11 protein-coding genes are annotated in these 15,736 nt (G+C 56.1%); 10 read left to right on the forward strand and 1 reads right to left on the reverse strand.

Going from position 1 to position 15,736, the window contains the following annotated elements:
* The first annotated feature begins 77 nt into the window (after positions 1–77).
* Positions 78–1,001: a helix-turn-helix domain-containing protein gene (locus O9X91_RS18865; RefSeq protein ID WP_142913093.1), complete on the forward strand. Its 924-nt coding sequence runs from the start codon at positions 78–80 to the stop codon at positions 999–1,001.
* Here O9X91_RS18865 and O9X91_RS18870 read toward each other — a convergent pair.
* On the reverse strand, positions 971–1,732 hold the full coding sequence (locus O9X91_RS18870) for an IclR family transcriptional regulator (protein WP_077984020.1): 762 nt from the start codon (positions 1,730–1,732) through the stop codon (positions 971–973). The two genes, O9X91_RS18865 and O9X91_RS18870, sit on opposite strands and share 31 nt — an antisense overlap.
* Positions 1,733–1,871: 139 nt before the next feature.
* Here O9X91_RS18870 and O9X91_RS18875 point away from each other — a divergent pair, with 139 nt between their 5' ends.
* The 9 genes from O9X91_RS18875 to O9X91_RS18915 all read left to right on the forward strand — a co-directional run bounded on the left by O9X91_RS18875 (position 1,872) and on the right by O9X91_RS18915 (position 15,727).
* Positions 1,872–2,579 carry a 3-oxoacid CoA-transferase subunit A gene (locus tag O9X91_RS18875; protein WP_077984019.1) on the forward strand — a complete coding sequence of 236 codons (708 nt, stop codon included), beginning with the start codon at positions 1,872–1,874 and terminating at the stop codon, positions 2,577–2,579.
* Entirely contained in the window at positions 2,576–3,271 is a 696-nt protein-coding gene (locus O9X91_RS18880) for a CoA transferase subunit B (RefSeq protein WP_142913091.1), read from the forward strand. The genes O9X91_RS18875 and O9X91_RS18880 overlap by 4 nt, the downstream gene beginning before the upstream one ends.
* Before the next feature lie 10 nt (positions 3,272–3,281).
* Entirely contained in the window at positions 3,282–4,487 is a 1,206-nt protein-coding gene (pcaF, locus tag O9X91_RS18885) for a 3-oxoadipyl-CoA thiolase (protein ID WP_142913090.1), read from the forward strand.
* Between the two features lie 144 nt (positions 4,488–4,631).
* Positions 4,632–5,417, forward strand: coding sequence for a TIM barrel protein (locus O9X91_RS18890; protein ID WP_142913088.1), 786 nt, complete (start codon positions 4,632–4,634; stop codon positions 5,415–5,417).
* A gap of 619 nt (positions 5,418–6,036) precedes the next feature.
* Positions 6,037–6,681, forward strand: a complete 645-nt coding sequence (locus tag O9X91_RS18895) for a DUF1629 domain-containing protein (protein WP_269833811.1) — start codon at positions 6,037–6,039, stop codon at positions 6,679–6,681.
* Positions 6,682–6,724: 43 nt separating this feature from the next.
* Complete coding sequence (locus tag O9X91_RS18900) at positions 6,725–10,678, forward strand: AHH domain-containing protein (protein ID WP_161596360.1); 3,954 nt, start codon at positions 6,725–6,727, stop codon at positions 10,676–10,678.
* Positions 10,679–10,826: 148 nt separating this feature from the next.
* Positions 10,827–13,013: a type I secretion system permease/ATPase gene (locus O9X91_RS18905; RefSeq protein WP_142913084.1), complete on the forward strand. Its 2,187-nt coding sequence runs from the start codon at positions 10,827–10,829 to the stop codon at positions 13,011–13,013.
* Positions 13,010–14,497 carry an HlyD family type I secretion periplasmic adaptor subunit gene (locus O9X91_RS18910; protein WP_244614250.1) on the forward strand — a complete coding sequence of 496 codons (1,488 nt, stop codon included), beginning with the start codon at positions 13,010–13,012 and terminating at the stop codon, positions 14,495–14,497. The genes O9X91_RS18905 and O9X91_RS18910 overlap by 4 nt, the downstream gene beginning before the upstream one ends.
* A gap of 183 nt (positions 14,498–14,680) precedes the next feature.
* Positions 14,681–15,727 carry a LacI family DNA-binding transcriptional regulator gene (locus O9X91_RS18915; protein WP_269833829.1) on the forward strand — a complete coding sequence of 349 codons (1,047 nt, stop codon included), beginning with the start codon at positions 14,681–14,683 and terminating at the stop codon, positions 15,725–15,727.
* Positions 15,728–15,736 lie beyond the last annotated feature (9 nt).

The raw sequence follows: 15,736 nt of genomic DNA on the forward strand, positions 1-15,736 counted from the left end.
GGGGACGCGGAAAGCTCAATGGACTTTCCGGCCGGTAAATTGCACAATCCGACCATCATGCGAAGGAATGTGGTGAGATGCGGTTGACTGCCAGTGAAGGGCTTTATGGCGAAGAAGCCATACAAGGCACCGATTTTCGCTTCCATTGCGAGACGCTTTTTTCGCGAAGCAGCCTGCATCGCTTTGAAATCGGTCTGCACCGGCATTCCGCCTTTCTGCAAATCTTGTACATTTTCGGTGGCGAGGGCGATGCGTTGCTCGACGGTCGTGTCGAGCCGATCCGCCCGCCGGTCGCCATCATCGTGCCGCCGGGGTTCGAACATGGCTTCCGTTTTTCCCGAGATATCGGCGGAGTCATCGTCACCATGCTGCCCGGGGCGCTGCCTGCATCGGTGCAGGCGCTGTTGCTGCGGAATTTCCAGCAGCCGGTGCTTGTGCCCCTGCTGGATTTTGCCGAGAAAGACTGCCTGCGCAGCGGGTTTGAACGGATATCCGCGGAATATGAGGCCCGCGAGACCGGTCGCGACGCGATGATCGAAGGGCAGCTCGCCACCGTCGTCACGCTTCTTGTACGGGCGGCGCGGCCGCTTCTGGAAACCAGCGGCGAAGGCTTGGCCGAGCAGCGTTTTGAACGGCTGCTGTCGCTGATCGCCCGTCATATCCGCGAGCCGCAGAAAGCCGGGTTTTATGCCGGGAAGCTCGGTGTTTCCGAAACCCACCTTAACCGTCTGGTCCGTTCCGTTTCCGGCCTCAGCCTGCAGCGGCTGATCGCCAAACGCCAGATCGAGATCGCCCAGCAGGAACTGATCTTTACCGTTTCGAGCGTGCAGATGATCGCCGAGGGGCTGGGTTTTGCCGATCCGGCCTATTTCAACCGGTTCTTCAAGCGCGAGACCGGCATGACCCCGCGTGCCTGGCGGCTGGCGGAGCAGCGGAAAATGGGGGATTCCGGCGCGCGGCAGGTGCCGCTTCAGACCAGCATTCTTGCCAGTTCGCGCTGAACGGCAAGTAGGGCGGGTAGATATCGCTCCACCAGATCCTCCATCGAGGCGACCGAGGCGGCAAGCCCGACATTAAGGGCGGCAACCGTCTGGCCGCGCACGCTTTTCAGCGGAACGGCGATGGAGCGAAGGCCGATCTCGACCTCCTGATCGATCAGCGCATAGCCGCGATGGCCGGTGACCTCGATTTCCGCGAGCAGTGCGTCCAACCTGGTGATCGTCTTTTCCGTGCGTGCCACCCGCCTGGAGGCCTCGAGAATGGCGCGCTGCCGCTCGGCCATCTGCGCCGAAAGCAGAACCCGGCCCATGGAGGTGCAATAGGCCGGCAGGCGCGACCCCGGCATCAGCGCGATCGACATCACCCGCTGCTGAGCGGCACGCGCCACATAAACGATTTCGGTCTCGTCCAGGATGGAAACGGAGGTGCTCTGGCCGATCTCCTCCGACAATCGGTCGAGCAGCGGCTGGACGATCTTCGGAAGCGGCATGGTGGCCAAACAGCCGGTGCCGAGCCGCAGGACTTTCGGCGTCACGGTGAAGAACTTGCCGTCATAGGCCGCATAGCCAAGCTCCGAAAGAGTCAGCAAACAACGCCGCGTCGTGGCTCGGTCCAGCCCGGCGATCTCGGCGGCGTCAGAGATCGACAGGCGCGGCCGTTCGGCGCTGAAGGCCTCGATCACCCGCAATCCCTTGGCAAGACCACCCATCATGTCTCTTTCGCTGACGGCCATGTCCTAGCTCCGTTTGTGCGATATACGAACAAAAATCATATAACGCACAAAATCCTTGCCGTCGAGGTGGTTTCGGATTTACCTCACGGTCAGGCAGCCTTGCGGGTTCCATCCGCTCGGCTGGATGGAGGTTTTGAGAATGGACAAGACAATTAAGAGCGCTAAAGAGGCGCTTGCCGGCATCGGCGATGGTGCGACGATCATGATCGGCGGTTTCGGCGGCTCCGGCGCGCCTATCGAACTGATCCACGCACTGATCGACAAGGGCCCAAAGAACCTGACGGTCATCAACAACAATGCCGGCAATGGCCGCATCGGCATCGCCGCCATGATCGATGCCGGCATGGTCAAAAAGATGATCTGCTCCTTCCCGCGCTCGTCCGATCCGCGCGCTTTCACCGACCGGTATCTGGCTGGCGAAATCGAGCTGGAACTGGTGCCGCAGGGCACGCTTGCCGAGCGCATTCGCGCTGGCGGCGCTGGCATTCCGGCGTTCTACACCCCGACCGGCTTTGGCACGGAACTGGCGCAAGGCAAGGTCATCGCGGAATTCGACGGTCGCTCATACGTGCAGGAGCGATGGCTGAAGGCGGATTTCGCCATCGTTAAGGCGGAGCTTGGCGATACCTATGGCAACCTCACCTACAATAAGGCGGGCCGCAATTTTAACCCGCTAATGTGCATGGCGGCAAAGACCACCATCGCGCAGGTCTCGAAGATCGTCAAAGCCGGCGAGATCGATCCGGAGCATGTCGTCACACCAGGCATTTTCGTGAACGGCATCGTCGAAATCCCCGATCCGCAACAGGAAGAAGTCCTCATTCGCGCCGGAGTAGCCTACGCATGACCACGACCATCGACACCCGCGAAGACATCAAGCTTTCCAACGCCCAGATCGCCTGGCGCGCGGCGCAGGACATCGAGGACGGCGCTTATGTCAATCTCGGTATTGGCTTTCCCGAAATGGTGGCGCGTTACCAGCCGCCCGGCCGTCAGGCGATTTTCCATACCGAAAACGGCATCCTGAATTTCGGCGAGGCGCCGCCGGAAGGCGAAGAGGACTGGAACCTCATCAATGCCGGCAAGAAAGCCGTGACGCTGAAGCCGGGCGCGGCCTTCTTCCACCATGCCGACAGCTTCGCCATGGTGCGCGGCGGGCATCTGGATGTGGCTATCCTCGGGGCCTATCAGGTGGCGCAGAATGGTGATCTCGCCAATTGGCGCGTCGGCTCCAAGGGCGTGCCGGCCGTCGGCGGCGCGATGGATCTGGTGCATGGCGCCAAGCAGGTCTTCGTCATCACCGAACATGTGACCAAGAACGGCGAGCCGAAGCTCGTTGAAAAATGCAGCTTCCCGCTGACTGGCGTCGGCTGCATCACCCGCATTTATACCAGCCATGCGGTGATCGATGTGGTGGACGGCCGTTTCGTGCTGCGTGAAAAACTACCGGCGATGACCTTCGATGAATTGCAGGCCATGACCGGCGCGCCTTTGGCGGTCGATGGCGAGGTCGCCGATCTCGTCGCCCCGGAACTTTGAGGAAGAACTGATGACCGATGCATTCATCTGCGACTATATCCGCACGCCCATCGGCCGCTTCGGCGGCGCGCTTTCTTCGGTGCGGGCCGACGATCTCGGCGCGGTGCCACTTAAGGCGCTTGTCGAGCGCAACCCGTCCGTCGACTGGGAAGCGGTCGAAGATGTGATCTTCGGCTGCGCCAACCAGGCGGGAGAGGATAACCGCAACGTCGCACGCATGTCGCTGCTGCTCGCCGGCCTTCCGGTGTCGGTGACCGGAACGACGATTAACCGGCTGTGCGGCTCGGGCATGGATGCCCTCATCACAGCCGCCCGCGCCGTGAAATCGGGCGAGGCGGAATTGATGATCGCCGGCGGCGTGGAAAGCATGAGCCGCGCGCCGTTCGTGCTGCCCAAGGCGGAGAGCGCCTTTTCGCGCAATGCCGAAATCTACGACACCACCATTGGCTGGCGTTTCATCAACCCGTTGATGAAGGCGCAATATGGCGTCGATTCCATGCCGGAGACTGGCGATAACGTCGCCATTGACTATCAGGTCTCCCGAGAGGATCAGGACGCCTTCGCCGTTCGCAGCCAGCAGAAGGCGGCTGACGCGCAGACCAATGGTCGTCTTGACAGAGAAATCGTGTCCGTCACCATCCCGCAGCGCAAGGGCGATCCGCTGGTGGTATCGAAGGATGAGCATCCTCGGGCCACTAGCCTTGAAGCGCTGGCGAAGCTGAAACCGGTCAACAAACGCGATGGTGCGACTGTGACGGCAGGCAATGCGTCTGGCGTCAATGACGGTGCTGCCGCACTCATCGTCGCATCGGCGAAAGCTGCGAGAAAATACGGGCTGACGCCGATTGCCCGCATTCTCGGCGCCGCCGCCGCCGGCGTTCCGCCGCGGGTCATGGGGATCGGCCCGGCGCCGGCCTCCGCAAAGCTGCTGGCCCGGCTCGGGCTGAAGCAGGAACAGCTGGACGTGATCGAGCTGAACGAGGCTTTCGCCAGCCAGGGTCTCGCGACGCTACGCCAGCTCGGCATTGCGCATGACGATGCGCGGGTGAATGCCAATGGCGGTGCGATCGCGCTTGGCCATCCGCTTGGCATGTCCGGCGCCCGCATCGCCGGCACGGCGGCGCTCGAACTTTCGCTGACCGGCAGGCGGCTTGCGCTCGCCACCATGTGTATTGGCGTCGGGCAGGGTATCGCCGTGGCGCTGGAACGGGTCTGACCTTTCGCTCTAGCTTAGATCCATTCTGATCCTCTGTGCTTGCGTTCTGGCGCGGGCACAGAACATGTCTGCGCGGACAAGCTGGCGCTGGACTGGCCGCGGGATCGGCCATAGGGTTGTGACATCGTGTGCCAAGAGGTCTACATGCGTTTTGCCATCAACCACATCACCGCGCCGAAGCTCTCCCTTGAGGCGTTCTTTGCGACAGCCCGCGAACTCGGCCTCACTGAAGTCGAAATCCGCAACGACCTGCCTGATATCGTCGGCACGGTGGAGCCGGCGGCCGTGAAGGCGGCGGCCGAAAAGGCCGGCGTGACGATCATCTCGATCAATGCGCTTTATCCCTTCAACCTCTGGTCGGGCGACCTGCCTGCGCGGGCCGTCGCCATGGCCGATTATGCGGCGGCAAGCGGCGCGAAAGCGCTGGTCATGTGCCCGCTTAACGACGGTACAGTGGTTTCCTTCGACGATCTCGTGGCGGCGTTGAAGGCCATGAAACCGATCCTTAAGGAACGCGGCCTGATTGGTTTCGTCGAGCCGCTCGGTTTCCCGATCTCTTCGATGCGCACCAAGGCCGAAGCCATCAGGGCCATCGATGCGGCAGGCGGCGGCGATGTCTACAGGCTGGTGCACGACACCTTCCACCACCATCTCGCAGGCGAGACGGAGTTCTTCCCCGAACGTACCGGCCTCGTGCATATTTCCGGCGTGATCGACCCCGGCGTCTCCGTCGCCGACATGCTCGACGCCCACCGTGTACTGGTGGATGGCGGCGACCGGCTGGAAAATATTGCCCAGATTAGGAGGCTGGAGGCGGCCGGTTACAAGGGACCTTACAGTTTCGAACCCTTCGCAACCGAGGTGCACGAGTTGAAGGATCCTGGCGCTGCCGTGAAGGACAGCATCGACCATATCTGCCAGGCGCTCTGAACGCCTTGCCGCCCGCGGCTCGCTGCCGGCGGTGCGCTCGATGGTAAAATGTGAGGAGCGGAGAGGAACGTTCGACGCATCTCCGTAAAGATCCCATAAAAGACATTGCCGAACTGATATTGACTTTTGCGTGTTTCGTCGCCGCGATTGTTACATAATGATCGCGTGTTCGCCATGCTCTAGAAATTCCAGCGTGATTTTGTGAATGGTTATATGTTTTCTTAATAAATTTTAATATAGCTCGTTCATAACAAATATTATGTACGGATTGATATTGTTAATATTTAAAACTGCATTTAAACTGTTTTGTAGTTGACAAATTTATTGCTTAGCGCTTGAAATGGTATCCAAGTTGATTTGGGTGTTAGACTGTAAGGAAGTGATGTGTGACATGCCATTGGAGTCTGAAAGGAGGCCACTTGAGCTTGGAGCTGGAGTGGCGACGCCTGATGTGTTTGGCTCAAAAGCATGATTTGTAAGCTTGGCGCGTTCTCTGCGAGTCATCTGGAGGTTGGTTTGTCCTTCACACGAGGGCGGCCCACGGCGCTTGATTATTTTGTTGGACCGAGGCTCGTATGGCGACGTAGATATTATAGACGATATAATTCCGGAGTTGATTGTGAACGACGCGAGAGCGCCCCACCGCCACAGCGGCGAGAGAAAATTTTATGTATTTGGCCCGGACATAACCGGTGGAGGTCCAGGTCATGGTCTTGTTTTTGTCAACAAAGAGAAACTGTTGACGCCACCCCGCCTGATCCTTCGTCCTGACGGCGGCGGCTTCCCAAAATTAAATGAGAGGCCGCACATTGCCTACGACAAGAAGAAGGGGAGACCCCCACGTGATCTGGAGGGGACGCTAAGCGGATACTGGTTCGTGTCCGAGCGACTGAAGAACATTTTTGAATCCATCGACGCAGCGGCGTTTGCTTTCGCAGAATGCGACTACACGCTTGCTGACGGATCGATTGGGCCGAAGCACTTCTTGTGTGATGTTGTCAGATCAATTGATGCATTGGACAAAGAAGCTTCAGACATGCGCATTAAAATTTATCGAAACCATCAGACTGGTGAAGATGAAGAGATTTACAGCGTCGCAGGCGGCGCGAGCATTTATTTCCGCGAAGATGTAGTTGGCGACGCTCATGTTTTTGTTCAGCCACGACTTGCGGCAGATCCAATTTGTGACGATGCATTATATGTTGCTTTTAAAGCTGTAAAAAACATTAATGGTATTTGTTTTTTAGACGCATTAAATCTTTAGAATGATTTTTTATTAAAAATTTACTTCAGCTGGAGCTATTTTAGTGGTCGATATTCCTGCGTTTCAAAGTCACCATATTATAGAGCAACAAGCGGTGGGCAAGAGCGCTTTGTTGGAAGCGCTAATTGAACTAGGACTTTTTAAGGTGGGCGATCAGGCCAACCTCATAAACTTGCCGCGCGAACGTACAGTGGCAATTAAGATGGGCGTGTCTCCGCATCTAGGCGGGCCTATTAAAGAGTACTCCAATGGGTTAGCGTTTCAATTAGCGGAGTTGGAAAAATCGCCCGATGGCCAATTGGCGATGAAAGGTGACAAATCGGCCGCCTTGCGTGTTGCTGGAGAAGTGAGTTCGTTGCGCAATACGATGCGGTCAGCGATAATCAACGGCGACCTGTTTACTAACTTTCCTGATGAGAATCTGGCGGAAGTGACGCGTGCGATAAACGACAGGTTCTATAAAGACCCAAAATCCTACGCAAGTAAGCATCCCGTCGAGATTGATAGGTTTGATAAAGGGCAATTCAATGGTTGGGATGCAGCCACGGCATCTGAGGCTAAGCTTAAGTCGGCTCTCGAAGCAATTGAGCAGACCGGCTATAAAGGCGCTAAAGGCGCGGCGGAGGTAGCCAAATTAGAATTGGGACTGGCTGTAGCGAAAGCGCGGCAATCCGGTCGTCTGGTTGTGTCACCGACTTTCGCACAGAAGCTCGATGGCACTTGGGAAGCCCAGCTCTTAAAAGAAATCCTCAGCGGGAAAGCCACAGTCTCAAGCATTCAAATGCCCATGGTTTTAACGGGTCTGAAAATTCTCGGTCTTGCCGGCCTGTTCTACGACATCACCACAAGTACTGCGGAAGCTGCGAATGCAGTCGATAAAGGCGATAAAGCCGGCGCTGGGAATATAATGGCCCGCCTTGCAGGCAGAATCTATCTTGGCATGGAAGGGGGAGCGATAGGTGCCGCGGGCGGTGCGGCGGTCGGTGCTGCTCTAGGCGCTGCAGGTGGACCCGCCGCACTTGCAACTTCCGTTGTAGGCGCTCTTGTCGGCGGAGTCAGCGGCGCGATTTTAGGTGATGCGGCCGTCGATGCGCTTTGGAAGGCTGCTGATGATGTCGTTTCGCTTCTCCAGGCGGGCACTCAGGAAGCAGGCGTCGAGGCGCCGTTACTGCAACCGTCTGGAAAGTATTATCGCGGTCTGATCGCAAGTGGCATGCCCAAGGATCTGGCCGACAAACTGATGCGCGAGTTGAATTCCGAATATAAGGAACGGCGCCTTCAGCAGCCAGACGTCTCTGCTGAGGCTTTGATAGAAAGCGTGATAAGGGACGTTCGCGCAAATCAGGCGATAGAACCTGAAAACGAAGCGGGTGCCAGTGTGACCACTATTCGGGGTGGGCGTTACGCCACCACAATTATCAATAGCGGCAGCGGCAAAATCGAATCAATAAATGAAATCGAAACCGGCAAGCCCGTGTCTTCTGTCTTCCATAATAATCTCGGAAAAAAGACGGGCGAAGTTGTATTTAGTGCGGATGGATCGACCACAGAAAAATCCTATGATCCAGATGGCAACCGTATAGAAAGATCGTTCAGTCCACAGGGCGAGGTTGTACGGGAGCAGTTTTATATTGCTTCTATGAATCTGACATTGGATTCTCAAATCGTCAGCCAAAAGAAGGAGGTTTTGATCAGGCTGGCAAATCAGGCACGTGCCCGCCAACAGTTTGGTAAAGCTGAGGCAAACCAAAGAACCGCGTCACAACGTTTACAGGCGGCAACCGAATATTTCGATCGCACTCAACAGGCTCTGCAGGTGAGTGAACGCGAAATGAGTTCTCTTATTATACGGGTAAGGGACGCCAACGGCAAATACACCTACAGAACCCGAATTGCCACTGTAGAAGATAAGTTTAATCTTGAGCGACTGCGTTCGATTACGGCTGGGGCGAGAGCTGAGCGGGACCGATTGCAATCACAATATAGCCTGGCTGACCAGACGTTTCAGCAAGCAACCAACTTGATGAACGAGGCTGATGAAAAGCTAAAATACGCGGAAGCGGAGCTGAAGAGGGAGGAAAACTTTCAGCTTCCGATGGTTGGTTCGGCCAATGTCCCACAACAGATGCCCGGACCCGCAGCCTTGGGCGATACTAGATCGATTAACGTCAAGTCAACGGACGATTGGAGTAAAGACCTTGCTGAATTAAGAAGGGAGATGGCGCAAGCTGGACGTGAACGTGCAGCAGCTCCCGGTGAACGGGATGTTGGGAGTGCGGAAGCAGATTTAGATATAACGACGTTTCTTCAAGATTTGCAGGCTCTCAATGACGCTAACGACAATCTCTCCAGCGACATAGACGCCTTTACTTCAGCTTTGACGGAAAAAATAGCTAGGGCGCAGACGGATACTGACAGTCAAACCGCTGCAGCCAAAGCGGCGGCGGCAAAGGCTGAGGTAGAGCGGCAGGCAGCTGTGAAGGTTGAGGCAGAGCGACAGGCCGCTGCGAAGGCTGAGGCGGAGCGACAGGCGGCTGTGAAAGCTGAGGCAGAGCGACAGGCGGCTGCGAAGGCTGAGGCAGAACGGCAGGCAGCTGCAAAGGCTGAGGCGGAGCGACAGGCAGCTGCGAAGGCTGAGGCGGAGCGACAGGCGACTGCGAAGGCTGAGGCGGAGCGGCAGGCGGCTGTGAAGGCTGAGGCAGAGCGACAGGCGGCTGCGAAGGCTGAGGCGGAGCGACAGGCGGCTGTGAAGGCTGAGGCGGAGCGGCAGGCGGCTGTGAAGGCTGAGGCAGAGCGACAGGCGGCTGCGAAGGCTGAGGCGGAGCGACAGGCGGCTGTGAAGGCTGAGGCAGAGCGGCAGGCAGCTGCAAAGGCTGAGGCAGAGCGGCAGGCAGCTGCAAAGGCTGAGGCAGAGCGACAGGCGGCTGCAAAGGCTGAGGCGGAGCGACAGGCGGCGGCAAAGGCCGAAGCGGAACGTGCCAGGATCGCTTCGGAGGAAGCCCGGAAGGCTCAGGAGTTACAGCTTCAGCGATATAATGAACGCATGAGGCAAGAAGAACAAAGCCGACGGGAGAGGGACGAGCGGCAGCGCCAATGGAACTTGCAACAGCAGCGTGAAGCGGAACAGCGTCGCCAACAGGCCGCAGCCGATCAAGCGCGCCGGGATGCTGAGCGCGAGCGCTTGAACCGGGAGGCGGAGCAAAGAGTTTTCGAGAATTTGAGAAGGCAGCAGACATTCTCTAACTTGCCGTCCAGCCCCACAATTTTCAGACCGCCAGGTCGTCTTGAAATCAACGTCCCTTACAATCCAAAGATCGGCATAACCGGTAATGAGCGATGGTATTATGGCGGGAGCAGAATACGTCCAGTGGCTTTCGATCTTAATGGTGATGCGCTGCTGGAGATGCTGCTTCTTTCAGATGGCGTGGACAGAGATATTTACACCGTCGCAGGTGTCAGACATGGTTCGACAGCACACTTCGATTCAGACGGGAATGGTATTTTAGACAATACAGCCTGGATAGGCCCAAACGACGGGATACTTGCAATTGATCTTGGAAAGAGCGAAGCGACCGGGCCTGATGGCATAATCAGCAGACCGGAGGAAATAGCTTTCTCAATGTGGAAATCCGAAGAAGAGCGAGTAGCCGAACTCAAAGCTCAAGGCATAGATGACACCGGCCGCCCTGTCACCGATCTTGAAGGCCTGCGTTTCGCGTTCGACACAAACCAGGACGATATTCTCGATAATCGCGATGCTCGGTGGAGTGAGTTCCGCATCTGGCAGGATTTTAACCAGAACGGTTCCTCGGACGAGGGCGAACTGAGTACATTGGAGGCCGAAGGTATCGCTTTCATCGACCTTATGCCGAGAGGAGAAGGCGCAAAATTGTTCCCGGACGGTTCCATGATCACGGGAACGAGTTCCGCCAAGAGGATAGACGGAACGTCCATTCTGGTCGGAGACGTCGCGCTCGCTTACAGGCCCCAGACATAACGCGTTGCCAGGTTCTCGGAGATGTCGGCTCGCGGGTTTGCCTCACGCGCCAGCCGACTCTCAGGCTAGCCATCGCGTGCAGTTCAGGCGTTAGCCACGTCCATGTGGCTGTGTCATCACACAAATATCGATGAAACAGAATAGAGCCATGCCAGGTCTCGTTGATTCCTATAACGAACGAAAAACCGATGATGCACAAACCTCTGAGGTTGAACATGATAGCGGTCTCGCCGCCCTGTGTGCTATCGCTGCTCATTATCGGATAGCGGCGGCGCCGAAAAAAATCAGATATGAGCTTGCTATTTCAGGTAAAGCGCATTCCCACGATATTTTGAGGGCCGCAAAGAATATCGGTCTGAAAGCAAGACTTATCCAGGCGAAATCGGAAAAGCGCATCATGTCGTTACCGGTTCCCGCTGTGCTCTGCTTTAATGACGGCACCTATGGCCTGTATCTTGGAGCGGCAGGCGAGGGCATGTGCAAGGTCGCCGATCCTGAAAATCTGGCTGTACGGCAGATGGATATTGCCGGTTTGCTGGAGGCTGGCAACGGCGCGTTCATTCTCGTGCAAAGGCGATTTGCAGGGCCGGGCGCTTCCAAGGAAACTTTCGGTTTTCGATGGTTTCTTCCATCCCTGTTCCGATACCGCAAGGCATTCGGCCACGTCTTAATCGCTTCGCTTTTTGTACAGATTTTTGCACTCGTAACGCCCCTGTTCTTTCAGGTAGTGGTCGATAAGGTGCTTGCTCACAGGAGCTATTCAACTCTTATCGTTCTGGTTGTCGGGCTTGTCGCACTCGGCCTCTTTGATGTCATTCTCCAATATCTCAGAACATATGCTCTATCCCATACCACCAACCGTATCGATGTCGAACTCGGCCAGAGGCTCTTTCGGCATATGATGAACCTGCCTTTGAGCTATTTCGAAACGCGGGCTGCAGGTCAAACCGTTGCCCGCATTAGGGAGCTGGAGACCATTCGGGATTTTCTGACGGGGCAGGGACTGTTCTCAGGTCTCGATCTGCTTTTTACAGGCGTTTTCATATTCGTTCTGTTTTGTTATTCGACGACCTTGGCATGGATCGTTGTTGCCTCAATCCCATTTTATATTGGGATTGGAATTCTGATCCGGCCATTTCTTAAAGAGCGTATCGATGAGAAGTTTGACCGGGGTGCCTACAGCCAGCAGTTACTGGTGGAAACCGTTGTTGGCATTCAGACGCTGAAGGCGTCAGCAGTCGAGCCTGTCGTTTCCGCGCAATGGGAAGAGCGGCTGGCGGCCTATGTGCGGTCTTCTTTCGCTGCGACAATGCTTGCTTCCAAGGGGCAAAACGCCATTCAGTACATCAACAAGATTACGAGTGCGGCGCTGCTACTGTTTGGAGCGCAATCCGTTATCAATGGTGAATTGAGTGTCGGGGCACTTGTTGCGTTTAATATTATTGCCAGTCAGGTGTCGCAGCCGATTTTACGGCTCTCTCAATTGTGGCAGGATTTTCAGCAGGTCCAGATATCGGTTTCGAGGTTGGCGGATATCTTGAATGCCCCTGCGGAACCACGGCCAAGAACACCCATCAATCTGCCGCCGCCAAGAGGTGCCTTGGAGTTCAGGCGGGTCAACTTTCGGTATCGGCCTGATACACCAAATGTCCTGAACGATATTAATGTTACCATTCGGCCGGGTGAAGTGGTGGGAATCGTCGGAGCTTCCGGTTCCGGGAAGTCTACTCTTACGAAGCTTATTCAGCGGTTCTATTTACCCGATAGCGGTCAGGTATTTCTGGATGGCCAGGACATATCAAAAGCCGATCCCGCGTGGCTGAGAAGTCATATCGGCGTGGTGCTGCAGGAAAACATGCTGTTTAATCGCACTGTTCATGAGAATATTGCATTCAGTAATCCCGCAATGTCTCGCGAAATGGTAATCCAGATGGCACGAATGTCCGGTGCAGACGAGTTTATTACCAAGCTTTCTCGCGGTTACGATACAATGATTGAGGAGCGTGGCGCAAATCTTTCTGGTGGACAGCGGCAAAGAATAGCTTTGGCGCGTGCGCTGGCAACCAATCCCCCTTTACTCATTCTCGACGAGGCGACCAGTGCGCTCGATTATGAAAGCGAACGCATCATTCTCCAGAACATGCGCGATATTGTACGCGGCCGTACAGTCATCATCATCGCTCACAGGTTGGCCACTGTTCGTTATTGTAACCGCATTATCGGCATGAAGGACGGCGCCATCACTGAGCAAGGGACCCATGAGGAGCTACTTGCTCGCGCCAGTGGAACCTATGCTCATCTCTGGAACCTTCAAAGTGGAAGTGTTTTCGCGTGAAAGTCCACGCTCGTCTTACCCGGCACGCGAAGCTTGCCGGCAAAAATAATGAGGCAGTCTCTCGCCGGGATATGGAGTTTCTCCCGGCCGCTCTCGAGATATTGGAGACCCCGCAGTCTCCCGTCCGGATTGCTTTTTTATGGTTCATCTGCGTTCTGGCAACCTCGCTGCTTGCTTGGGGATGGTTTGGCAAATTTGACATTGTCGCAACGGCGCAGGGCAAGATTCAACCGGTCGGGCGCGTAAAAATCATTGAATCCCTTGAACATGGAACGACCAGTTCAGTTGTCGTCGGTAACGGAGATCGCGTTGAGGCGGGCGAGATTGTTGCTGAACTGGAGGACACTGAAACGAGAGCAGACGAGGCCGCGAAATCGAGCAGCTTTCATACTCTTCAGGCCGAAACTCTGCGGCGCAGTGCGTTTAGGGACGTGCTGGCCGGGCTCAAGAAAAGCACGTGGCAACAACCTGACGAGTCGGGATATCCAGTCCTTATTTTTGCCAGTGAGATCCCTGTTTCCATCCGTCAACGTGAACAAACTGTATTTGAGGCAGATCTTCGGAGCCTGTGGGCCAGTATAGTTAGTCTTGCCGCCCAACGGCGGCAAAAAGAAGAGCAGATTGTCGGGTTGACGGAGGCGATCGCGTCCCAACGCGAACTTATCCAGACGCTGGAGCAACGGGTCGATATGCGGACGCAAATTTTTCTGTCTCGCGCAGGCTCACAAGTCGAAGTCTTTGATGCAACGCAGGAATATCAGGAGGCGAAGTCGGTATTGGCCGACAAGTTGCAACAACTCATGGTGTCAAAAGCGGAGGTGAATGTTGTCATAGCAGAGAGTGAAAAAATTATAGAATCGGCATCCGCCGACAATTCAAACCGTTGGCTGGAAGCATTGCGAGCCAAGGATGAATTGGAGCAGGAGTTGATCAAGATAAAAAGTCGAAGGCAGCGCCTCCAGATACGATCGCCAATTGACGGCGTCGTTCAACTTTCATCCATCACCTCCGTAGGGCAAGTGGTGTCGGCGAATACTGAGCTAATGCGTATCGTGCCATTCGATTCGGTTCTGGAGATTGAAGCATATCTTCCAAACAAAGATATTGGTTTCGTTGAAGCGCGGCAGTCCGCAATTGTGAAAGTCGACGCCTATCCGCACACCCGTTTTGGCGTTTTGAAAGGAGAGGTAAAGCATATCTCCGCGGATGCCATTCCTGAACCGGATGCTCAAAATCTCGAGTCAACAACAGCGCAAACTACCCAATCCGTTGTTCCCACGGGTAACGCACAAAGAGTACAAAATCTTGTTTTTCCCGTTACCGTCGCTCTTCAGGATAGTGCGATGCAAATCAGTGGCCGGTTTGTCCCGGTTACGCCTGGCATGAGTGTAACTGTAGAAATCAAAACAGGGCAGCGACGAATTTTGGAGTATCTGTTTTCGCCGCTAGCGGAGGTTACGTCCGAAGCGATGAAAGAGCGATGATTTCGAAATCCGCCTGATCCAATATGTAGCCGTTCACAAAAAATCCAAAGAAATCAATTCCGAATTTCAGGATGATGCTGTAGTTTTTCTCTACAGAGATGGCAAAGATAGGCTATATATAAACTGCGTGAGGCAGGCTTTCTGCCCGCACCGTCTGAAGAAGAGTGGTTGAATTTTCCCTATATGAAAGCGGATAGGAAAACGACGCTTAAGGACGTGGCGCGGGAGGCGAATGTTTCGCTGAGTACGGCTTCGCACGCCATCAACGGCACCGCACCCTTGACCATGCAGGTTCGCGACCGGGTGCTGGAGGCGGCCCGGGCGCTCGGTTATCTCGAGAACCGCAGACAGAAGGCGACGATCGCCACCCTGCGCGTGGTGCTTCTGGCCATGACCAATGATGCCGCACCGCAGAGCGATCTCAACATGGTCAGCTGGACGATGCTGAACGGTTTCCGGCGTGAATGCGAGCGGCGCGGCATTCGCATCGTTCCCTATGTCAGCGCAACGAGCCGGCTCGACCCGGTTGCGGTGGCGGCGGCGGCGGATGCTGAAAAGGTCGACGGTATCGTCATCCTGAACGATGACAGGCCGCAACTGGTCGAGGCGCTGTCTGCGCGTGCGCGGCCGGTGGTGCTGATCAATGGCGAGGACCCGGCCATGATCGTCGATACGGTAACGGCCGAGAACCGTTTTGGTGCGCGGCTCGGCATCGAACATCTGCTGTCTCTCGGGCATCGCAATATTCTTCACATCACCTGGAAGGGCCGCACGACGATCCGCCGCCGTTACGATGGCTATAGCGACGCGTATCTAGCGGCAGGTCTCGCTGTTCCCGCCGATATGGTCATCGAGGTGGAGAGCTATGAGCCCGAATGGGGCGAGGCTGCCATCCGTCGTCTGCTGGCCGATGACAAGCCGCTCAGAAACGCCACCGCGATTTTCTGCGCCGCCGACAATCTGGCGCTCGGCTGTCTGAAGGCCCTGACGGAGGCAGGAATCCGGGTGCCGGACGATGTTTCGGTGCTGGGGTTTGACGATATCATGCCGGCGGCCTTCAGTGCGCCGCCGCTCAGCACCATCCAGTTGCCCGCCGACCGTTTGGGCGGTGCGGCGCTTTCGCTGCTGGAGCAGCGCCTTATGGCGGCCGATCCGACACGTCCAGCGCACCGGCTGGAACTCGGTTGTCGGCTGGTGTTGAGGGGCAGCATTGCGCCGCCCCCCAAATGATTTGTCGTT

The sequence above is a fragment of the Agrobacterium salinitolerans genome, assembly GCF_027498475.1.
Lineage (GTDB): Bacteria > Pseudomonadota > Alphaproteobacteria > Rhizobiales > Rhizobiaceae > Agrobacterium > Agrobacterium salinitolerans.